Consider the following 21,262-nt stretch of genomic DNA (forward strand, 5'->3'; position numbering starts at 1 on the left):
AGGCAAGTGACGAGTCAAGAGCAATAAGGCTTGAACAAAGTGAAAGCCAGCGTCTTTAGGCGCTGGCTGGTAATTTGGGCTTATAGCCCTGGGACAAACCACCCGTTTGACGGGTGGTCATGATTAGATGTCTTTCGTTTGTGATTATAAATTCCAAATAGTAAAAGTGAAGTAAAGGAACAGATTGATCCAGTAATAAAACCATTGGGAATAAAGGAAAGTGTAATAATTTCTTTTCCCTTAGGAACGTCAACTTTCATAAAGCCAGTTTGAGCTTGTTTAATCTCTATTTTCTTACCATCTTGGTAGGCAGACCAACCTTTGTCATAAGGAATGGTGAAAAAAATAGATGTATCTTGTTGGACATCATATGTAGCAAAAACCTTGTTTTTAGAAGTTGATACTGTTACAGGCTGTTCTTTAATTTTTTGAATTGCCTCAGTTAAAGTTTGGGTATCTAAACGATAGAAGGTAGGAGATTCAAATGATACTTGTGAATTTCCAGGGAAACTAATATAAATATTGAAAGTTTTTGTCTCTTTTGTATAACCTAGATTAAAGAAGGAGAAGACATTATCAGTTGTAAAAGTTTTCTTTTCTCCATTTACAAGGATGTCAACCTTTTTTTGTTTGTCATTAGAAAAGTGAAGGTTTGTGAAAGAAAGATAAACTTGGCTGTTTTCTGGCACTTCAATTTGATACTGGATTGCTGCATCCTCAGTTGAAGAACTTGTGACACTAATCAAATCATTAGTATTTTCTGTTTTGTCATAAGGTATTGGAGAAAAATAATCAAAATTGACGTTAGCAAGTTGATTTAAAAACGAGGCCTGATTATCCAAAGTGTGTTCATTGAACTTGACATCATTGTAAACAGATTGACTAGCAAATGCAATCGGAAGAGAGTATTGATTTTCATATAGGGTAAGATTATCTTTTTGATAGATATCTTTAAAACCATACTTATCAATAGGACTGTCTGAGATATTGTACTGGATACCAAATAAACTATCAGCCAAAATACTATTATTTGCATAGCGTAGATTGAGATTAGTCCCAGAGGATTTAAACCCAAGTTTATCCAAAGTAGAGCTTGCTGAACGATTTCGAACAGATGAAAATTGAGAGATTCCATTGTAGTTGAATTTCATACTGTCATTTCCTGTTTGAGTTTCTAGTTTCTCACTACGAGTAAATTGATTTCCAATATATGTTGAGAAAGATTCCATAGCTGGGATATCTCGATTATATGAACTTCGAGAAGCAAAACCCCATTCTTTAGCAATTCCGTCTATTTGAGATGAAGCATTTAAACTCATTTCAACCATTATAAATAAAGAGATTAGAATGGCAAATAGATTTACAGAGATAAACTTTTTGATAACTGCAAGGAGTAAAAGCGAATAGACAACCAAAAATTCAAGAGTAAGCAGAATATTCAAATCTGTTAAAAAAGAATAATGTGATTTTAGATAGATGGTAGCTAAAAATCCTGTTACTATAAGAAAAAGCGAAACTAAAAAATTCCAGACTTTAAGTTCTTTCAGACGCTTTAAGACTTCTGCTGCTGTGTAAATTAACAAGGTAGAGAAAATCCAAGCATAGCGATGTAAAAACATGTTTGGAGTATGCATGCCTTGCCAAAATAAATCAAGAGCTTCTATATAAAAGCTAGCAATTAGAAATGCAAAGAAGATTGCATAGATAAGTTTCACGTGAAACTTAATAGATTTCAGCGTAAAAAATAAAATGGTCAAAATAAAGGGAAGTAGTCCAACAAAAATCATTGGGATGGCCCCATACTTTGTTGTGTCAAAGGAACCAATGAATTGTTTAGCAAAGAGATCAAGATACCAGCTACTTTCAGTTTGAAACTTTGTAATTTCAGTTAATTTTTCCCCATGTGTCTGTAAATCAAATAGAGTAGGAAGAGTCAGAATCAAACTAGCCATACCAGCTAAAAAGGAGGTCACAACAAAATCAAGAACAGATGATTTTCGAGTTTTAAAGTCCCAAGAAATTTGGCAGAGATACCAGAAAATAAGAAACAATGCTGTCATATAGCCAAAATAATAGTTTTGGATAAATAAGATTGACAGATTTGTAAAGTACAATAGGAATTTCTTTTCAGTGATAAGTAGCTGTAAACCAGTTATAATTAAAGGAATCAAGATAAAAACATCTAGCCAGGTTTTTATCTCTAATTGACTGACAGTGAAACTCATCAGAGCATAGGAAGTAGATAAAGCTAGTTTTAAAGGCTTAGGAATCGATTGAAATAATTTATTTAAACTAAAGTAAGTTGACAGTCCAATCAATCCAAATTTTAAGAGAGTTGTCAGATAGACAGCATCTGGCATATTCGTTAGATTAAAAAAGTAAACTAGAGGTGAAAGGAAACTACCCAAGTAATAACTAGATAGGGCATAGAAATTTAATCCAAGGCCACTTGTAAAGGTGTAAAACAGACTACCATTTCCATGTAGGATATTTCGTAAGGCTACATCAAAAATAACGTATTGATGAAAGCCATCTCCTAATAGAGGAGAGTTGTCGCTATTCCAGTAGATACCTTGAGATAGATATACTCCTATCATAATGATTATGGGAATGATGAAAGAAACAAAATAGGTCCAATATGTTTTAAAAAATAATTTCATGTTACCTCATAAAATGTTAGAAAACTCAGCTGGTTAACCCAACTGAGTTTTGAATTTTTTTAGTCTTTCCAAAGTTCTTTAACTTTTGCTTGTACTTCTGCATTCTCTAGGAATTCATCATAAGTTTCATCGATACGGTCAATGACGCCCTTTTTAGATAAGACAATGATATGGTTAGCTAGAGTTTGAATAAACTCGTGGTCATGGCTGGCAAAGATGATTGATTCTTTAAAGTTTTTCAATCCATCGTTCAAGCTTGAGATAGATTCCAAGTCCAAGTGATTGGTTGGATCATCAAGTACAAGGACATTTGATTTCAAGAGCATAAGTTTTGAAAGCATGACACGAACTTTTTCTCCCCCTGACAAGACGTTGACAGGTTTGTTAACCTCATCTCCAGAGAAGAGCATACGGCCTAGGAAGCCACGTAGGAAAGTATTGTCATCTTCTTCTTTACTTGCGAATTGACGCAACCAATCAAGGATTGACTCTCCCCCTGCAAAATCGGCCGAGTTATCTTTTGGCAAGTAAGAACGGCTAGTAGTTACTCCCCACTTGACAGTTCCTTCATAGTCAATGTCCCCCATGATTGCACGAATTAATGCAGTCGTTTGGATGTCATTTTGTCCAATAAGCGCTGTCTTATCACCTGGACGCAAGATAAAGCTGATATTATCTAAAATAGTCTCACCATCAATCTTTACAGTTAGATTTTCTACTGTCAAGAGATCATTACCAATCTCACGTTCCGCTTTAAAGTTGATAAATGGATATTTACGACTAGATGGTACAATTTCTTCAAGTTCAATCTTATCAAGCATTTTCTTACGTGATGTTGCTTGTCTTGATTTAGAAGCATTAGCAGAGAAACGAGCTACGAATTCTTGCAATTGCTTAATTTTTTCTTCTGCTTTAGCATTACGGTCTGCTAGCAATTTAGCAGCGAGTTCAGAAGATTCCTTCCAGAAGTCATAGTTTCCGACATAGAGTTTGATTTTTCCAAAGTCAAGGTCGGCCATGTGAGTACATACTTTGTTTAAGAAGTGACGGTCGTGGGATACTACGATAACTGTGTTATCAAAGTCAATCAAGAAATCTTCTAACCAAGTAATAGATTGGATATCCAAACCGTTGGTAGGCTCGTCCAAGAGAAGAACATCAGGTTTACCAAAAAGTGCTTTGGCGAGGAGAACTTTTACTTTCTCACCGTTGGCCAATTCGCTCATGTTTTGATAGTGCAATTCTTCTGGAATGTTTAGGTTTTGAAGTAGTTGAGAGGCTTCACTTTCTGCTTCCCAGCCTCCAAGCTCGGCAAACTCTCCTTCAAGTTCGGCAGCACGCACTCCATCCTCATCTGAGAAATCTTCCTTCATGTAGATAGCATCTTTCTCCTTCATGATGCTATAAAGTTTTTCATTTCCCATTATAACGACATCGATGGCACGTTCATCTTCATAGTCAAAGTGATTTTGACGAAGAACAGAGAGACGTTCATCTGGACCAAGAGAGATGTGACCAGTAGTAGGTTCGATATCTCCGGCTAAAATTTTTAAAAAGGTTGATTTTCCGGCACCATTAGCACCGATCAATCCGTAAGTATTTCCTTCTGTAAATTTGATATTGACATCATCAAAAAGTTTGCGATCACTAAAACGTAGTGAAACATCAGATACTGTAAGCAATGTTTTTCTCCTATATATGTAATATATTTATTCTACTAGAAAATACGGAAATATTCAAATTTTTATCTGTCAATTTTGTGTAAATTAAATTTACAGCATACTTTACACAAATCCGTAAATAGCAAGGCTGATTTATTTTGATAAATTACGGTTATTTCATTAAAAAAATGCTATAATTGAAGGGACTATATCGAAGGAGAACAAAATGACTAAACCCATTATTTTAACAGGAGACCGTCCAACAGGAAAATTGCATATTGGACATTATGTTGGAAGTCTCAAAAATCGAGTATTATTACAGGAAGAGGATAAGTATGATATGTTTGTGTTCTTGGCTGACCAACAAGCTTTGACAGATCATGCTAAAGACCCTCAAACCATTGTAGAGTCTATCGGAAATGTAGCTTTGGATTACCTTGCAGTTGGATTGGATCCAAGTAAATCAACTATCTTTATTCAAAGTCAAATTCCAGAATTAGCTGAGTTGTCTATGTATTATATGAATTTAGTGTCATTAGCACGTTTGGAGCGCAATCCAACTGTCAAGACAGAAATTGCTCAGAAGGGATTTGGAGAAAGCATTCCGACAGGATTTTTGGTTTATCCAATTGCACAAGCAGCTGACATCACAGCCTTTAAGGCCAACTATGTTCCTGTTGGGACAGATCAGAAACCAATGATTGAGCAGACTCGTGAAATTGTTCGTTCTTTTAACAATGCATATAACTGTGATATCTTGGTAGAACCGGAAGGTATTTATCCAGAAAATGAGAGAGCAGGGCGTTTGCCTGGTTTAGATGGAAATGCTAAAATGTCTAAATCACTCAATAATGGTATTTATTTAGCTGATGATGCGGATACTTTGCGTAAAAAAGTAATGAGTATGTATACAGATCCAGATCATATCCGCGTTGAGGATCCAGGTAAAATTGAAGGAAATATGGTTTTCCATTATCTAGATGTTTTTGGTCGTCCAGAAGATGCTCAAGAAATTGCTGACATGAAAGAACATTACCAACGAGGTGGTCTTGGTGATGTGAAGACCAAGCGTTATCTACTTGAAATATTAGAACGTGAACTGGGTCCTATTCGTGAGCGCCGTATCGAATTTGCTAAGGATATGGGAGAAGTTTATAATATGCTTCAAAAAGGTAGTGAAAGAGCGCGTGAAGTTGCAGGTCAGACCCTATCTGAGGTTAAAGGAGCCATGGGACTTCATTACTTTAACTAGGCTTATTTTACAAGAAACTATCATTTCTATCTCGAAGAAAAGATAGTTTTTTATTTACCCCTGTAACATTTGACAAATTTTTATAGAATGGTATGATAGATACAATATAAAAAGAGTCAAGCTCAAAAAGAAAGAAAAGAGGAAACTTCGAATGTCTAATTGGGACACTAAATTTTTGAAAAAAGGTTTTACCTTTGATGATGTATTGCTTATTCCAGCTGAAAGTCATGTGTTGCCTAACGATGCAGATTTAACAACTAAATTGGCAGATAATTTGACTTTAAATATCCCAATTATTACCGCTGCCATGGACACAGTTACAGAGAGTCAAATGGCCATTGCTATTGCTCGTGCAGGCGGTCTCGGAGTTATCCATAAAAACATGTCAATCGCTCAACAAGCAGACGAGGTTCGTAAGGTAAAACGTTCTGAAAATGGAGTTATCATTGATCCGTTCTTCTTGACGCCTGAACATACAATTGCTGAAGCAGATGAGCTTATGGGTCGTTACCGCATTAGTGGTGTTCCAGTTGTTGAAACACTTGAAAATCGTAAATTGGTTGGTATTTTGACAAACCGAGATCTTCGTTTTATTTCAGACTATAACCAACCAATCTCAAATCATATGACCAGTGAAAATCTTGTTACTGCTCCTGTGGGTACAGATCTTGCAACAGCTGAGAGTATTCTTCAAGAACACCGTATTGAAAAGCTTCCTTTGGTAGATGAAGAAGGTCGTCTTTCTGGTTTGATTACTATCAAAGATATTGAAAAAGTTATTGAGTTTCCAAATGCTGCTAAAGATGAGTTTGGTCGTCTATTAGTTGCAGGTGCAGTAGGTGTTACTTCAGATACATTTGAACGTGCAGAGGCTCTTTTTGAAGCAGGAGCGGATGCGATTGTTATTGATACTGCACATGGTCATTCTGCAGGTGTCTTGCGTAAAATTGCTGAGATTCGTGCTCACTTCCCAGATCGTACTTTGATTGCTGGAAATATTGCAACAGCTGAGGGTGCCCGTGCTCTTTATGAAGCGGGTGTAGACGTTGTCAAGGTTGGTATTGGACCAGGTTCTATATGTACTACTCGTGTGATTGCAGGTGTTGGTGTTCCGCAAGTAACAGCTATCTACGATGCTGCAGCTGTTGCGCGTGAATATGGTAAGACTATCATTGCTGACGGTGGAATCAAGTATTCTGGAGATATTGTAAAAGCACTTGCGGCTGGTGGAAATGCTGTTATGCTTGGATCTATGTTTGCTGGAACTGATGAAGCTCCAGGCGAAACTGAAATCTTCCAAGGACGTAAATTCAAAACTTACCGTGGTATGGGATCAATCGCTGCTATGAAGAAAGGTTCAAGCGATCGTTACTTCCAAGGCTCTGTCAACGAAGCAAACAAACTCGTTCCCGAAGGAATTGAAGGTCGTGTTGCTTATAAAGGAGCGGCAGCTGATATTGTCTTCCAAATGATTGGAGGTATTCGCTCTGGTATGGGTTACTGTGGTGCAGCTAACCTTAAAGAGCTACACGATAATGCTCAATTTATTGAAATGTCTGGTGCTGGTTTGAAGGAAAGCCACCCTCACGATGTACAAATTACTAATGAGGCACCAAATTATTCTATGTAAAAAAACAATGAAAAGAACTCCAGTAAAAACAGGAGTTCTTTTACAATGTTGTCAATTTTCATTTACAGCAACTTTACCATCCTGAATAGTGAAGATACTTAGATTTTCTGGCAAATTTTGAAGATGATCTAAGCTTGTTGTTGTTATAAAGGTTTGGATTGACTGAGAAATCGTTTCTAATAATTTTAACTGTCTAGTGTTGTCAAGTTCACTCATGACATCGTCAAGTAATAATATCGGAGATTCTGTAGTAATACTTTCCATTAATTCGATTTCTGCTAATTTTATCGAGAGGACGAGACTACGATGTTGGCCTTGACTTCCGAAACTAGCATCCATCCCATTTATATAAAAAGAAATGTCATCTCGATGAGGCCCAACATCAGTATTCTTTTTAAATAAATCTCTGGACCTACTTTTTTCTAAAGCAATTTTGAAAGATTCTGATAAGTCTTCTTTTTCAGTTGACTTTACAGAAGATTGATAGGATATTGACAACTCTTCAATCTGATTAGAAAGTTCAAAATGTTTCTTACGGCCAAAATGCTCTAGTTTTTTTATAAAATCTAAGCGGTGATTAATTACACGACATCCATAATCGACTAGCTGATCATCTAGTACTGAAAGGAAGGTTTCATCTATTTTTTGAGCTGATTTTAAATAGGTATTTCTTTGCTTAAGAATATGGTTATAATTGGTTAAATCTGATAAATAGATTGGCTTAATTTGCCCAAGCTCCATATCAATGAATTTTCGTCGAACCGAAGGTGCTCCTTTAATTAGTTGTAAATCTTCAGGAGCAAATAAGACAACATTCATGTGTCCTACGTAATCTGAAAGTCGTGCCTGTTTTAAATGATTAACTTTTGTCACACGGCCTTTTTGTGTTAGTTCGATTTCTAGAGGAATGGATCCAGTTTTTTTCTGAACGAGACCTGAAAGATGAAGTTGTTCTTCATCAAAATGAATTAGATTTTTATCTGTTCGAGTTCGATGACTGCGTGTTAAGGCTAAAAAATAGATAGCCTCTAACATATTTGTTTTACCTTGTGCATTGCGTCCTAAAAAGACATTTAATTTAGGATTAAAGTCTATTTTCGTCTCTTTGTAGTTACGAAAAGTTTTGAGAGATAGGTGTTGTAGCCACATGATTATCTACCAGGGAATCGTGGAGCTTGTTTGCTTTTTGGTGATGAAGTAGGTTTAGAGTCGTCTTTTTTTACTCCCTTATTCATCTCCTTGACAAGTTTAGCGATTCGTTCTTTTTCAACTTTATCATCTTGGTATTTATCCTGTTCTTCAGAAGTAGGTTGTGTCAACAAGATATCAATATTCAGGTCAGGGATGTCAATTTTATCACCAATACGAAGTTTTTTACCACGACGATTTTCTAATTCCCCATTAAAGTAAACAGAATGTTCAGAGAGAAATGATTTAATAGCTCCTCCGCTATGTGTAATTCCAAGTTCTTTGAGTAGTGCTTGGAGGGTAATAAATTCTTCAAATAATTTGTATTCCATAATTCACCTCAATCTTTGGTATTATACCATATTTTCCTAAAAATAGTGAGAGAAATAGGGAGAAATGTAAGCGATTTTTATTTCAAAACTGTTACAGAGAACAAGAAAATTTCAGTTTTTCGTGATATAATAGAAGTCTGTATATAAGGAGGTAAATCATGGAGTTAGTGCATGGAATTTCAACACATTTTATCCAATCAAAAAAGTTTAAAACGAACAAAATCGCCGTGCGTTTTACCACTCCATTATCCCTCGATACGATTGCAGGTCGCATGTTGAGTGCGAGTATGCTAGAGACTGCTAATCAGATGTATCCCACTTCTCAAGATTTGAGAATACATTTAGCCAGTCTATACGGTACAGATATGTCAACCAATTGTTTCAGAAGAGGGCAAAGTCATATTGTAGAATTGACATTTACCTATGTTCGTGATGAGTTTTTAAGTAGGAAAAATGTGCTAACTTCTCAGGTTTTGGAACTAGTAAAAGAAACTCTTTTTTCCCCCGTAGTAGTTGATAATGGGTTTGATCCGGCCTTATTTGAAATTGAGAAAAAACAATTGCTAGCAAGTTTAGCAGCTGATATGGATGATTCTTTTTATTTTGCACATAAAGAATTAGATAAATTATTTTTTCATGATGAACGTCTCCAATTGGAATACAGTGATTTACGAAATCGTATTTTAGCTGAAACTCCACAAAGTTCTTATTCTTGTTTCCAAGAATTTTTGGCTAATGATCGAATAGATTTCTTTTTCCTAGGTGATTTTAATGAGGTTGAAATTCAAAATGTATTAGAATCATTTGGCTTCAAAGGTCGAGAAGGAGATGTAAAAGTTCAGTATTGTCAACCATATTCTAATATCCTTCAGGAAGGTATGGTTCGGAAAAATGTGGGACAATCCATTTTGGAATTGGGTTATCATTGCCCTTCTGAATATGGTGATGAGAAACATTTACCCATGATTGTAATGAATGGTTTACTTGGTGGATTTGCTCATTCTAAGCTCTTTACAAACGTCCGTGAAAATGCTGGATTGGCTTATACTATTTCAAGTCAGCTTGATTTATTTAGTGGATTCTTGAGGATGTATGCTGGTATCGATCGAGAAAATCGGAACCAGGCTCGTAAAATGATGAATAATCAACTGCTTGATTTAAAAAAAGGTTATTTTACAGAACTTGAGCTAGAGCAGACCAAGGAAATGATTCGTCGATCTTTGTTGCTTTCTCAAGATAATCAAGGTTCATTGATTGAACGTGCTTATCAAAATGCCTTACTTGGAAAATCTTCAGCAGACTTTAAAAGTTGGATTGCAAAACTCGAGCAAGTTGATAAAGATGCTATTTGTAGAGCAGCTAATAATGTGAAACTACAAGCGATTTACTTTATGGAAGGAATAGAATGACAAAGGTTATTTTTGAAGAAAAATACTATCCAGCTGTAAAAGAAATGGTTTATCGAACTCGTTTGGCAAACGGATTGACAGTTGCTCTTTTGCCTAAAAAGGAATTTAAAGAGGTTTACGGGAGTGTAACTGTCCAGTTTGGTTCGCTAGATACGCTTGTCACAGAAGTTGACGGAGATGTAAAAGAATATCCTGCGGGAATTGCTCATTTTCTTGAACATAAATTATTTGAGAGAGAAGATTCTAGCGATTTGATGTCAGCTTTTACGAGTCTAGGTGCGGATAGCAATGCCTTTACAAGTTTTACAAAAACAAACTATCTTTTTTCAGCAACGGATCATTTTTTAGAAAATTTAGACTTACTTGATGAATTGGTAACATCAGTCCATTTTACTGAAGATTCCATTTTAAGAGAGCAGGATATTATTCAGCAAGAACGAGAAATGTATCAAGATGATCCAGATTCGTGTTTATTCTTTTCAACTTTAGCGAATTTGTATCCTGGCACACCTTTAGCAACTGATATAGTTGGAAGTGAGGAGTCAATTTCCCAAATCAATCTAACTAATTTGCAAGAAAATTTTACAAGGTTTTACAAACCTGTAAACATGTCTCTGTTTTTAGTTGGTAATTTTGATGTGGATCAAGTACAGGACTATTTTGAAAGCAAAGAACTGAAAGATTTAGATGTTCAGGAAGTAGCAAGAGAAAAGTTTGTTTTAAAAGATGTAAAGCAAACAGACAGTATGAGAATGGAAGTGTCTTCTCCTAAACTAGCGATTGGGATTAGAGGTAGGAGAAAAGTTGCTGAGGATGATTGCTATCGACATCATATTTTATTAAAATTATTATTTGCAATGATGTTTGGTTGGACTTCGGATCGTTTTCAAAAACTATATGAATCAGGTAAAATAGATGCTTCCTTATCTCTTGAAGTTGAAGTTACAAGTCGCTTTCATTTTGTTATGTTGACAATGGATACAAAAGAGCCAGTTGCTTTATCTCATCAGTTTAGGAAGGCCATTCGTAATTTTACAAAGGATTTAGATATTACAGAGGATCATTTAGATATTATCAAAAGAGAGATGTTTGGAGAATTTTTCAGTAGCATGAACTCTCTTGAATTTATTGCAACGCAATATGATGCTTTTGAAAATGGTGAGACAATCTTTGATTTGCCGAAAATTTTACAGGAAATTACTTTAGAGGATGTCCTTGAAGCAGGGCATCACTTAATAGATGAAGGGGATATAGTTGATTTTACAATATTCCCATCATACTAACTAATCATAATAGACACTAGAAAGAAGGAATGATAAGTATGAGGAAAAAAACAATTGGTGAGGTTTTACGTTTAGCTAGAACCAACCAAGGGTTGACTTTAGAAGAATTACACAAAAAAACAGAAATTCAGTTGGATATGTTGGAAGCTATGGAAGCTGATGATTTTGATCAACTGCCTAGTCCATTTTATACTCGTTCTTTTTTGAGAAAGTATGCGTGGGCAGTTGAACTTGATGAGCGAATTGTCTTGGATGCTTATGATTCTGGGAGCATGATTACTTATGAGGAAGTAGATGTTGATGAAGACGAGTTGACAGGTAGGAGACGTTCAAGTAAGAAAAATAAGGCATCATTTTTACCTTTATTTTATTTTATACTTTTTGCACTATCGATTGTCATTTTTGTGACTTATTATGTTTGGAATTATCTCCAGACTCAACCGGAGCGTTCGTCTGCGTCTAGTTATAGTGTAGTCCAAGCAATAAGTTCGACTAGTTCTGTAACTCCATCTTCAAGCAGTAGCTCATCTAGTAGTTCTTCAAATATAGAACCTGCTATAAGTGTATCAGGTGAAGGAAATCGAGTAGAAGTTGCTTATAAAACGAGCAAGGAAACTGCAAAATTGCAATTATCAGTGTCAGATGCTAGAAGTTGGGTTAGTGTTTCAGAAAGTGATCTTGAGGGTGGTGTGACTTTATCACCGGATAATAAAAGTGCGGAAACAAGCGTTTCAACTAAAAATCCTGTGACAATTACTTTAGGTGTTGTCAAAGGTGTTGCCTTAACAGTAGACAATCAGACTGTTGATTTATCGAAATTAACAGCTCAGACTGGAAAAATCGCTGTAACCTTTACTAAAAATTAAGGAAAAACGAATGAAAAAAGAACAAATTCCAAATATCTTAACAATAGGTCGAATTCTCTTTATACCTATTTTTATCTTTATTTTAACAGTAGGAAATTCGATAGAGAGTCATATGGTAGCAGCTATTATCTTTGCTATTGCCAGTATTACAGACTATTTAGATGGATATTTAGCTCGTAAATGGAATGTGGTTAGTAATTTTGGTAAATTTGCAGATCCTATGGCGGATAAGCTACTAGTTATGTCGGCTTTTATTATGCTGATTGAGTTAGGAATGGCTCCAGCTTGGATTGTTGCAGTGATTATCTGTCGTGAGTTGGCTGTGACAGGTTTAAGACTTTTATTAGTTGAAACTGGTGGAACAGTTTTAGCAGCAGCAATGCCTGGAAAAATTAAAACTTTTAGTCAGATGTTTGCCATTATTTTCTTGCTATTACATTGGACTTTGCTTGGTCAAGTTCTACTTTATGTAGCCTTGTTTTTCACTATCTACTCTGGCTATGATTATTTCAAGGGTAGTGCCTATGTATTTAAAGGGACATTTGGTTCGAAATGAAATCAGTAATTGATGTAAAAAATCTTTCTTTTCGCTATAAGGAAAGTCAGGAATATTACGATGTGAAGGATATTATGTTTCACGTGAAACGTGGAGAATGGCTTTCGATTGTAGGGCATAATGGTAGTGGTAAATCAACGACGGTTCGCTTAATTGATGGCTTACTGGAAGCAGAATCCGGAGAGATTGTAATTGATGGCCAACGGCTGACTGAGGAAAATGTTTGGAATATACGTCGTCAAATCGGTATGGTTTTTCAAAATCCAGACAATCAATTTGTTGGAGCGACTGTTGAAGATGATGTTGCCTTTGGTTTGGAAAATCAGGGACTTTCTCGTCAAGAAATGAAAAAGAGAGTGGAAGAAGCTCTGGATTTGGTTGGCATGTTGGACTTTAAAAAGAGAGAGCCAGCGCGTCTATCAGGTGGCCAAAAGCAACGTGTGGCTATTGCAGGTGTTGTAGCCCTAAGACCAGCTATTTTAATCTTAGATGAAGCAACGAGTATGTTGGATCCTGAGGGACGTAGAGAACTGATTGAGACAGTAAAAGGAATTCGGAAAGACTATGATATGACGGTCATTTCCATTACACATGATTTGGAAGAAGTTGCCATGAGTGATCGTGTGTTGATCATGAAAAAAGGGTCAATTGAATCAACTAGTAGTCCAAGGGAGCTTTTCTCTCGAAATGATTTGGATCAAATTGGATTAGACGATCCTTTTGCTAATCAATTAAAACATTCTTTGAGCCAGAATGGCTATGATTTGCCTGAAAATTATTTGACAGAAAGTGAGCTAGAGGATAAACTATGGGAATTGCTCTAGAAAATGTGAGTTTTACGTATCAAGAAGGAACTCCCTTAGCTTCAACAGCTTTGTCGGATGTTTCCTTGACGATTGAAGATGGTTCTTATACGGCTTTAATTGGGCACACAGGTAGCGGCAAATCAACTATTTTACAACTATTAGATGGTTTATTGGTGCCAAGCCAAGGAAGTGTACGAGTTTTTGATACCTTAATCACCTCGACTTCTAAAAACAAAGATATTCGTCAAATTAGAAAACAGGTTGGCTTGGTATTTCAGTTTGCTGAAAATCAGATCTTTGAAGAAACGGTTTTGAAAGATGTTGCTTTTGGACCGCAAAATTTTGGAGTTTCTGAAGAAGATGCGGAGCAGATTGCGCGTGAGAAACTGGCTCTGGTTGGAATTGATGAATCACTTTTTGATCGCAGTCCGTTTGAGCTATCAGGTGGACAAATGAGACGTGTGGCCATTGCAGGCATACTTGCCATGGAACCAGCCATATTAGTCTTAGATGAGCCCACAGCAGGCCTAGATCCCCTGGGAAGAAAAGAGCTGATGAATTTATTCAAAAAACTCCACCAGTCAGGGATGACCATTGTTTTGGTAACGCATTTGATGGATGATGTTGCTGAATATGCAAATCAAGTCTATGTGATGGAAAAGGGACGTTTAGTTAAGGGTGGTAAACCAAGTGATGTCTTTCAAGATGTTGTCTTTATGGAAGAAGTGCAGTTGGGAGTACCTAAAATTACATCCTTTTGTAAACGATTGGCTGATAGAGGCGTGTCATTTAAACGATTACCGATTAAGATAGAGGAGTTCAAGGAGTCGCTAAATGGATAGTATGATTTTTGGGCGTTATATCCCAGGGGATTCGATAGTTCACCGATTGGATCCACGCAGCAAATTACTGGCTATGATGCTACTGATTTTGATCGTTTTTTGGGCTAATAATCCCTTGACGAATCTAATTCTTTTTATAGCGACAGGGATATTTATTGCTTTGTCAGGAGTATCTCTTTCATTTTTTATTCAGGGCTTGAAGTCTATGTTTTTCTTGATTGCCTTCACAACTATTTTTCAACTGTTTTTCATTTCTAATGGGAATGTTTTATTTGAGTTTTCGTTTGTGAGAATTACGGATTATGCTTTGCAACAAGCTGGAATTATCTTTTGTCGCTTTGTATTGATTATTTTCTTTTCAACTTTGTTAACCTTAACGACCATGCCCTTAAGTTTGGCATCAGCTGTCGAAGCTCTATTAGCACCTTTAAAGAGTATGAAAGTTCCAGTTCATGAAATTGGATTGATGCTGTCTATGAGTTTGCGTTTTGTCCCAACCTTGATGGATGATACGACGCGGATTATGAATGCACAGAAAGCGCGTGGAGTGGATTTTGGAGAAGGAAGTATTGTTCAAAAGGTGAAGGCTATGATTCCCATTTTGATTCCTCTTTTTGCGACAAGTTTAAAACGTGCGGATTCCTTGGCTATCGCAATGGAAGCGCGTGGTTATCAGGGTGGAAAAGGCAGAAGTCAATATCGACAATTGAAATGGACTCGAAAGGATACGCTGACCATTCTTGTTATTATCATACTTGGTTGTTGCTTATTTTTCTTAAAATCTTAGTAGCTTTCAGGAATTGATAAAAAGTTACTGTAACAGTTTTTGATATAAAGGTAGGGATATGAACCGTTTTAAAAAATCAAAATATGTCATTATTGTTTTTGTCACTGTTCTGCTTGTGTCAGCTCTCTTAGCGACGACTTATTCAAGTACAATTGTGACAAGATTAGGAGATGGAATCTCAGTGGTTGATAGGGTTGTGCAAAAACCTTTTCAGTGGTTTGATTCTGTCAAATCAGATTTGGCTCATTTGACACGCACTTATAATGAAAATGAAAGTTTGAAGAAACAGATTTACCAATTAGAAGTTAAATCAAATGAGGCGGAAAGTTTAAAGATGGAAAATGAACAACTGCGCCAATTGCTTGATATGAAGTCCAAATTGCAAGCTACAAAGACTTTGGCAGCAGATGTTATTATGCGATCTCCGGTATCTTGGAAGCAGGAGTTGACCTTAGATGCAGGCAAATCAAAAGGGGCTTCTGAGAATATGTTAGCAATTGCAAATGGTGGCTTGATTGGGAGTGTCTCAAAAGTAGAGGAGAACTCTACCATGGTCAACCTTCTGACAAATACGGAAAATGCTGATAAGATTTCTGTTAAAATTCAACATGGTTCTACTACAATTTATGGAATTATTGTTGGCTATGACAAGGAAAATGAAGTTCTAAAAATTAGTCAATTAAATAGTAGTAGCGATATTAGTGCAGGAGATAAGGTGACCACTGGTGGATTAGGAAACTTTAACGTTGCTGATATTCCTGTTGGTGAAGTGGTTGCCACAACGCATAGTACGGACTACTTGACACGAGAAGTAACTGTTAAATTAAGTGCAGATACTCATAATGTGGATGTGATAGAATTAGTGGGGAATTCATAATGAGACAGTTGAAGCGGGTTGGAGTGTTTTTATTGCTTCCTTTCTTTGTTCTAATTGACGCCCATATTAGCCAGCTTCTGGGCTCATTTTTCCCCCATGTACATTTGGCTAGTCATTTTCTGTTTTTATTTCTCTTATTTGAGACGATAGAAGTATCAGAGTATCTCTATTTAGCTTATTGTTTTGTAGTGGGTTTGGTTTATGACATTTACTTTTTCCACTTGATAGGGATTGCGACTTTGTTGTTCGTCTTGTTGGGAGTATTTCTCCATAAATTTAATAGTGTTATTTTATTGAATCGTTGGACGAGAATGTTGGCAATTATTGTCATGACTTTTCTATTTGAGATGGGAGCTTATATACTTGCATTAGTGGTAGGTTTAACTGTGGATAGTATGTCTTTATTTATAGTCTATAGTTTAGTACCATCAATGATTTTGAACCTTATATGGATGATTATCTTTCAGTTTATTTTTGAAAAATTTTACCTATAAGAAAGAAATAAAAATGTAACAAAGGCGTAATATTCATTAGGCCTTTTTTTGGTATACTAGTAATGTCTTTAAAAGAAGGAGTATCTACGTAATATGAAGAAAAAAATCTTAGCGTCACTTTTATTAAGTACAGTAATGGTTTCTCAAGTAGCTGTTTTAACAACTGCGCATGCAGAAACTACTGATGACAAAATTGCTGCTCAAGATAATAAAATTAGTAACTTAACAGCACAACAACAAGAAGCACAAAAACAAGTTGATCAAGTTCAGGAGCAAGTATCTGCTATTCAAACAGAGCAATCAAACTTGCAATCTGAAAATGATAGACTACAAGCAGAATCTAAAAAGCTTGAGGGTGAAATTACAGAACTTTCTAAGAATATTGTATCTCGCAATGATTCATTACAAAAACAAGCTCGTAGTGCTCAAACAAATGGAGCTGCAACAAATTACATCAATACAATTGTAAACTCAAAATCAATTACAGAAGCTATTTCACGTGTTGCTGCAATGAGTGAAATCGTATCTGCAAACAACAAGATGTTGGAACAACAAAAAGCAGATAAAAAAGCTATTTCTGAAAAACAAGTAGCAAACAATGATGCAATTAATACAGTTATTGCAAATCAGCAAAAACTAGCTGATGATGCTCAATCATTAACTACAAAACAAGCTGAGTTGAAAGCTGCAGAATTGAATCTTGCTGCTGAAAAGGCTACTGCAGAGGATGAAAAAGCAAGTTTACTTGAGAAAAAAGCTGCAGCGGAAGCAGAAGCTAAAGCAGCTGCAGAAGCAGAAGCAGCCTACAAAGCTAAACAGGCAAGTCAACAACAAACAGTTGTTGCTTCTGGGAATACAACTTTCACTGCACAAGTTCAAGCAGTATCTAGTTCTTCTGAATCATCTTCAAGCAGTGCTTCAACAGAATCAACAAGCTACACTCCTGCACCAGTAAAACATCGCCCAACATACAGTACAAATGCTTCAAGTTATCCAACTGGTGAGTGTACATGGGGAGCTAAAACATTAGCACCTTGGGCTGGAGATTACTGGGGTAATGGAGCACAGTGGGCTACAAGTGCAGCTGCTGCAGGATTCCGCACAGGATCTACACCTCAAGTTGGTGCCATTGCATGTTGGAATGATGGTGGATATGGACACGTAGCCGTGGTTACAGCTGTTTCATCATCAACAAGTATCCAAGTATCTGAATCAAACTATGGTGGAAACCGTACAATCGGAAATAAACGTGGTTGGTTCAATCCTACTACAACTTCAGAAGGTTTTGTAACATACATCTATCCAAACTAATGAATGAAACGAAGAGGCTCGATTTGAGTCTCTTTTATGATTTATATTTATATAGTTAACTTACTTTAAAAATCTACTAAAATCACTTGAAAATATTGGAAAAGTATGGTAGAATGAAACTTGTCGTGTGAACGATAATACTCATTCTTGATGAATTGTGAAACAGTTGCCTTTGGGTCGTTTTGCGAGTTGAAGTCAAGAAGAGGAAAAAAACAAAAAGGAGAAATACTCATGGCAGTAATTTCAATGAAACAACTTCTTGAGGCTGGTGTACACTTTGGTCACCAAACTCGTCGCTGGAACCCTAAGATGGCTAAATACATCTTTACAGAGCGTAACGGAATTCACGTTATCGACTTGCAACAAACTGTAAAATACGCTGACCAAGCTTACGATTTCATGCGTGATGCAGCAGCTAATGATGCAGTTGTATTGTTTGTTGGTACTAAGAAACAAGCGGCTGATGCAGTTGCTGAAGAAGCAGTACGTTCAGGTCAATACTTCATCAACCACCGTTGGTTGGGTGGAACTCTTACAAACTGGGGAACAATCCAAAAACGTATCGCTCGTTTGAAAGAAATCAAACGTATGGAAGAAGATGGAACTTTCGAAGTTCTTCCTAAGAAAGAAGTTGCACTTCTTAACAAACAACGTGCACGTCTTGAAAAATTCTTGGGTGGTATCGAAGATATGCCTCGTATCCCAGATGTTATGTACGTAGTTGACCCACATAAAGAGCAAATCGCTGTTAAAGAAGCTAAGAAATTGGGAATCCCAGTTGTAGCGATGGTTGACACAAACACTGATCCAGATGATATCGATGTAATCATCCCAGCTAACGATGATGCTATCCGCGCTGTTAAATTGATCACAGCTAAATTAGCTGACGCTATCATCGAAGGACGTCAAGGTGAAGATGCAGCAGCAGTTGAAGCAGAATTTGCAGCTTCTGAAGCTCAAGCAGATTCAATTGAAGAAATCGTTGAAGTTGTAGAAGGCGACAACGCTTAATTCATATAAATAGTAATTACCTAGGAGGGCGGGGCTTAGCCCGGCTCTCCTATTTTTAAAAAATATAGGAGAATCAAAATGGCAGAAATTACAGCTAAACTTGTAAAAGAGTTGCGTGAAAAATCTGGTGCCGGTGTTATGGACGCTAAAAAAGCGCTTGTAGAAACAGACGGTGACATCGAAAAAGCGATTGAATTGCTTCGTGAAAAAGGTATGGCTAAGGCAGCTAAGAAAGCTGACCGTGTTGCTGCAGAAGGTTTGACTGGTGTTTATGTTGACGGTAACATTGCAGCAGTTGTTGAAGTAAATGCTGAAACTGACTTCGTTGCGAAAAACGCTCAATTTGTTGAGTTGGTAAACGCAACAGCTAAAGCAATCGTTGAAGGAAAACCAGCTAACAACGAAGAAGCTCTTGCTTTGACAATGCCTTCAGGTGAAACTCTTGAAGCTGCATACGTATCTGCAACAGCAACTATCGGAGAAAAAATCTCATTCCGTCGCTTTGCTTTGATTGAAAAAACAGATGCACAACACTTCGGAGCATACCAACACAACGGTGGACGTATCGGTGTTATCTCTGTAATCGAAGGTGGAGACGAAGCACTTGCTAAACAAATTTCAATGCACATCGCAGCGATGAAACCAACAGTTCTTTCATACAAAGAATTGGATGAGCAATTTGTTAAAGATGAGTTGGCACAATTGAACCACGTTATCGACCAAGATAACGAAAGCCGTGCAATGGTTAACAAACCAGCTCTTCCACACTTGAAGTATGGATCAAAAGCTCAATTGACTGATGAAGTGATTGCTCAAGCTGAAGCTGACATCAAAGCTGAGTTGGCTGCAGAAGGCAAACCAGAAAAAATCTGGGACAAAATCATCCCAGGTAAAATGGATCGCTTCATGCTTGACAACACTAAAGTTGACCAAGCTTACACACTTCTTGCACAAGTTTACATCATGGATGACAGCAAGACAGTTGAAGCATATCTTGAATCAGTTAACGCTTCAGTAGTTGAGTTCGCTCGCTTTGAAGTTGGTGAAGGTATTGAGAAAGCTGCAAACGACTTTGAAGCTGAAGTTGCAGCTACAATGGCAGCAGCCTTGAATAACTAATTATAGAAAGGAAGTAAATTTGCTTCCTTTTTTCTATGCAGTCGATCCCTATAGGGAGAGCTTCCTATTTTCAAGGTAAAAACAAAAAGCCCTATAATAAGGGCCAATTGTATTTAGGAGACTAAACTTCAAATTCATAGAGTGCTGTAGAGAGATAACGTTCACCGTTATCTGGTGCTAGAGCAAGGACTTTTTTACCTGTACCTAATTTTTTGGCAACCTCGATGGCTCCGTAGATAGCTGCAGCTGAGGAAATCCCTACAAGAAAGCCTTCTTTTCCACCAATTTCACGTCCGAGTGCAAGAGCATCATCTGATGTTACACGAACGATACCATCATAAGCATTTGTATCCAGTGTATCAGGAATAAATCCAGCTGATATACCTTGAATTTTGTGAGGACCAGGTTTTTCACCAGATAGAATAGCAGATTCATCAGCTTCCACTGCATAAACTTGAATGTTTGAATTTGCTGATTTGAGTGCATGAGAAACACCAGAAATTGTTCCACCGGTACCAACTCCAGCAACAAAGGCATCTAGTCCATCTTTACCGAAAGCAGCTAGTATTTCAGCTCCTGTTGTTCTTTCGTGTACTTCTGGATTAGCTGGATTGTCAAATTGAAGAGGAAGGAAACCATCACGTTCAGCAGCGATTTCTTGAGCCTTAGCAATAGCGCCTTTCATTCCCTCACTACCAGGAGTTAGGACGAGTTCAGCACCATAAGCTTGGATAATCTTACGTCGTTCTACACTCATAGTTTCAGGCATAACGATGACGACTTTATATCCTTTAGCAGCACCTACCCATGAAAGTCCAATACCAGTGTTTCCACTTGTTGCTTCAACAATTGTAGAACCTGGTTTCAGAATACCGTCTTGTTCAGCTTTTTCAATCATGCTAAGAGCAATACGATCTTTTACAGAAGAACCAGGGTTGAATGCTTCAAGCTTTACATAGACGTCCGCAGCCCCTTCTGGTACGATATTGTTGAGTTTAACAATCGGAGTTTGACCGATTAATTCAGTAATGTTGTTATAAATAGACATATGGATACCTCTTTGTATAAGATATTTCTAGTATAACGCTATCTATACCATTTGTAAAATATAGAAATCCTATCGAAGCGATAGGATTTTTTTATATCACAAGTCTAAGCCATTAATTTTTAAGCGATTG

The 21,262-nt window shown here is 36.8% G+C and carries 19 protein-coding genes; 14 read left to right on the forward strand and 5 right to left on the reverse strand.

Features of this window, described 5'->3' with window-relative positions:
- Positions 1-80 precede the first annotated feature (80 nt).
- Both QM818_RS06420 and QM818_RS06425 read right to left on the reverse strand, forming a co-directional pair.
- Positions 81-2,660, reverse strand: a complete 2,580-nt coding sequence (locus QM818_RS06420) for a YfhO family protein (protein ID WP_414300050.1) — start codon at positions 2,658-2,660, stop codon at positions 81-83.
- Between the two features lie 59 nt (positions 2,661-2,719).
- On the reverse strand, positions 2,720-4,342 hold the full coding sequence (locus tag QM818_RS06425; RefSeq protein ID WP_261081226.1) for an ATP-binding cassette domain-containing protein: 1,623 nt from the start codon (positions 4,340-4,342) through the stop codon (positions 2,720-2,722).
- Positions 4,343-4,547: 205 nt separating this feature from the next.
- Here QM818_RS06425 and trpS point away from each other — a divergent pair, with 205 nt between their 5' ends.
- Complete coding sequence (gene trpS / locus QM818_RS06430) at positions 4,548-5,573, forward strand: tryptophan--tRNA ligase (protein WP_223330580.1); 1,026 nt, start codon at positions 4,548-4,550, stop codon at positions 5,571-5,573.
- Between the two features lie 151 nt (positions 5,574-5,724).
- Positions 5,725-7,203, forward strand: a complete 1,479-nt coding sequence (guaB, locus tag QM818_RS06435; protein WP_000073418.1) for an IMP dehydrogenase — start codon at positions 5,725-5,727, stop codon at positions 7,201-7,203.
- A gap of 51 nt (positions 7,204-7,254) precedes the next feature.
- Here the strand turns inward: guaB and recF are convergent, their stop codons facing one another.
- Entirely contained in the window at positions 7,255-8,352 is a 1,098-nt protein-coding gene (gene recF, locus QM818_RS06440) for a DNA replication/repair protein RecF (RefSeq protein ID WP_414300051.1), read from the reverse strand.
- 2 nt (positions 8,353-8,354) lie between these two features.
- Entirely contained in the window at positions 8,355-8,723 is a 369-nt protein-coding gene (gene yaaA / locus QM818_RS06445; RefSeq protein WP_033687616.1) for a S4 domain-containing protein YaaA, read from the reverse strand.
- 158 nt (positions 8,724-8,881) lie between these two features.
- On the opposite strand from yaaA, the gene yfmF reads away from it, so the two are divergent.
- The 12 genes from yfmF to tsf all read left to right on the forward strand — a co-directional run bounded on the left by yfmF (position 8,882) and on the right by tsf (position 20,084).
- Positions 8,882-10,132, forward strand: coding sequence for an EF-P 5-aminopentanol modification-associated protein YfmF (yfmF, locus tag QM818_RS06450; RefSeq protein WP_033687615.1), 1,251 nt, complete (start codon positions 8,882-8,884; stop codon positions 10,130-10,132).
- Complete coding sequence (yfmH, locus tag QM818_RS06455; RefSeq protein ID WP_414300052.1) at positions 10,129-11,415, forward strand: EF-P 5-aminopentanol modification-associated protein YfmH; 1,287 nt, start codon at positions 10,129-10,131, stop codon at positions 11,413-11,415. Before yfmF ends, yfmH begins: the two co-directional genes overlap by 4 nt.
- 38 nt (positions 11,416-11,453) lie before the next feature.
- Positions 11,454-12,281 (forward strand): cytoskeleton protein RodZ, encoded by an 828-nt coding sequence (gene rodZ, locus QM818_RS06460; protein WP_020902620.1) that lies wholly within the window; start codon positions 11,454-11,456, stop codon positions 12,279-12,281.
- 10 nt (positions 12,282-12,291) lie between these two features.
- Positions 12,292-12,837, forward strand: a complete 546-nt coding sequence (gene pgsA, locus QM818_RS06465; protein WP_000712122.1) for a CDP-diacylglycerol--glycerol-3-phosphate 3-phosphatidyltransferase — start codon at positions 12,292-12,294, stop codon at positions 12,835-12,837.
- On the forward strand, positions 12,834-13,661 hold the full coding sequence (locus QM818_RS06470) for an energy-coupling factor ABC transporter ATP-binding protein (protein ID WP_414300053.1): 828 nt from the start codon (positions 12,834-12,836) through the stop codon (positions 13,659-13,661). The genes pgsA and QM818_RS06470 overlap by 4 nt, the downstream gene beginning before the upstream one ends.
- Positions 13,646-14,485 carry an energy-coupling factor transporter ATPase gene (locus QM818_RS06475; protein WP_049499102.1) on the forward strand — a complete coding sequence of 280 codons (840 nt, stop codon included), beginning with the start codon at positions 13,646-13,648 and terminating at the stop codon, positions 14,483-14,485. The genes QM818_RS06470 and QM818_RS06475 overlap by 16 nt, the downstream gene beginning before the upstream one ends.
- Positions 14,478-15,272 (forward strand): energy-coupling factor transporter transmembrane component T family protein, encoded by a 795-nt coding sequence (locus QM818_RS06480; RefSeq protein WP_414300054.1) that lies wholly within the window; start codon positions 14,478-14,480, stop codon positions 15,270-15,272. The genes QM818_RS06475 and QM818_RS06480 overlap by 8 nt, the downstream gene beginning before the upstream one ends.
- Before the next feature lie 58 nt (positions 15,273-15,330).
- The gene (mreC, locus tag QM818_RS06485) at positions 15,331-16,149 is read left to right on the forward strand and encodes a rod shape-determining protein MreC (protein WP_001078994.1); all 819 of its coding nucleotides are present in this window, start codon (positions 15,331-15,333) and stop codon (positions 16,147-16,149) included.
- A complete protein-coding gene (mreD, locus tag QM818_RS06490; protein WP_001249446.1) occupies positions 16,149-16,643 on the forward strand; it encodes a rod shape-determining protein MreD in 495 nt (164 codons plus the stop codon). The genes mreC and mreD overlap by 1 nt, the downstream gene beginning before the upstream one ends.
- A gap of 93 nt (positions 16,644-16,736) precedes the next feature.
- On the forward strand, positions 16,737-17,954 hold the full coding sequence (gene pcsB / locus QM818_RS06495; RefSeq protein ID WP_414300055.1) for a peptidoglycan hydrolase PcsB: 1,218 nt from the start codon (positions 16,737-16,739) through the stop codon (positions 17,952-17,954).
- A gap of 231 nt (positions 17,955-18,185) precedes the next feature.
- Positions 18,186-18,965 (forward strand): 30S ribosomal protein S2, encoded by a 780-nt coding sequence (gene rpsB / locus QM818_RS06500; protein ID WP_000268459.1) that lies wholly within the window; start codon positions 18,186-18,188, stop codon positions 18,963-18,965.
- A 78-nt stretch (positions 18,966-19,043) separates the two neighbouring features.
- Entirely contained in the window at positions 19,044-20,084 is a 1,041-nt protein-coding gene (gene tsf / locus QM818_RS06505) for a translation elongation factor Ts (RefSeq protein ID WP_023936278.1), read from the forward strand.
- Positions 20,085-20,205: 121 nt separating this feature from the next.
- Here the strand turns inward: tsf and cysK are convergent, their stop codons facing one another.
- Positions 20,206-21,132 carry a cysteine synthase A gene (cysK, locus tag QM818_RS06510; RefSeq protein ID WP_000029884.1) on the reverse strand — a complete coding sequence of 309 codons (927 nt, stop codon included), beginning with the start codon at positions 21,130-21,132 and terminating at the stop codon, positions 20,206-20,208.
- Between the last annotated feature and the right edge of the window lie 130 nt (positions 21,133-21,262).

Origin of the sequence: Streptococcus mitis (assembly GCF_047464035.1) — a bacterium.
Taxonomy (GTDB): Bacteria; Bacillota; Bacilli; order Lactobacillales; family Streptococcaceae; genus Streptococcus; species Streptococcus mitis_DX.

Excerpts from the sequence above, each read along its gene's own strand:
- QM818_RS06470 (WP_414300053.1), top strand. The coding sequence starts at position 12,834 with ATGAAATCAGTAATTGATGTAAAAAATCTTTCTTTTCGCTATAAGGAA.
- guaB (WP_000073418.1), top strand. The coding sequence starts at position 5,725 with ATGTCTAATTGGGACACTAAATTTTTGAAAAAAGGTTTTACCTTTGAT.
- cysK (WP_000029884.1), bottom strand. The coding sequence starts at position 21,132 with ATGTCTATTTATAACAACATTACTGAATTAATCGGTCAAACTCCGATT.
- pgsA (WP_000712122.1), top strand. The coding sequence starts at position 12,292 with ATGAAAAAAGAACAAATTCCAAATATCTTAACAATAGGTCGAATTCTC.
- mreD (WP_001249446.1), top strand. The coding sequence starts at position 16,149 with ATGAGACAGTTGAAGCGGGTTGGAGTGTTTTTATTGCTTCCTTTCTTT.
- tsf (WP_023936278.1), top strand. The coding sequence starts at position 19,044 with ATGGCAGAAATTACAGCTAAACTTGTAAAAGAGTTGCGTGAAAAATCT.
- yaaA (WP_033687616.1), bottom strand. The coding sequence starts at position 8,723 with ATGGAATACAAATTATTTGAAGAATTTATTACCCTCCAAGCACTACTC.
- yfmH (WP_414300052.1), top strand. The coding sequence starts at position 10,129 with ATGACAAAGGTTATTTTTGAAGAAAAATACTATCCAGCTGTAAAAGAA.
- mreC (WP_001078994.1), top strand. The coding sequence starts at position 15,331 with ATGAACCGTTTTAAAAAATCAAAATATGTCATTATTGTTTTTGTCACT.
- rpsB (WP_000268459.1), top strand. The coding sequence starts at position 18,186 with ATGGCAGTAATTTCAATGAAACAACTTCTTGAGGCTGGTGTACACTTT.
- yfmF (WP_033687615.1), top strand. The coding sequence starts at position 8,882 with ATGGAGTTAGTGCATGGAATTTCAACACATTTTATCCAATCAAAAAAG.
- recF (WP_414300051.1), bottom strand. The coding sequence starts at position 8,352 with ATGTGGCTACAACACCTATCTCTCAAAACTTTTCGTAACTACAAAGAG.
- pcsB (WP_414300055.1), top strand. The coding sequence starts at position 16,737 with ATGAAGAAAAAAATCTTAGCGTCACTTTTATTAAGTACAGTAATGGTT.
- trpS (WP_223330580.1), top strand. The coding sequence starts at position 4,548 with ATGACTAAACCCATTATTTTAACAGGAGACCGTCCAACAGGAAAATTG.
- rodZ (WP_020902620.1), top strand. The coding sequence starts at position 11,454 with ATGAGGAAAAAAACAATTGGTGAGGTTTTACGTTTAGCTAGAACCAAC.
- QM818_RS06480 (WP_414300054.1), top strand. The coding sequence starts at position 14,478 with ATGGATAGTATGATTTTTGGGCGTTATATCCCAGGGGATTCGATAGTT.
- QM818_RS06420 (WP_414300050.1), bottom strand. The coding sequence starts at position 2,660 with ATGAAATTATTTTTTAAAACATATTGGACCTATTTTGTTTCTTTCATC.
- QM818_RS06475 (WP_049499102.1), top strand. The coding sequence starts at position 13,646 with ATGGGAATTGCTCTAGAAAATGTGAGTTTTACGTATCAAGAAGGAACT.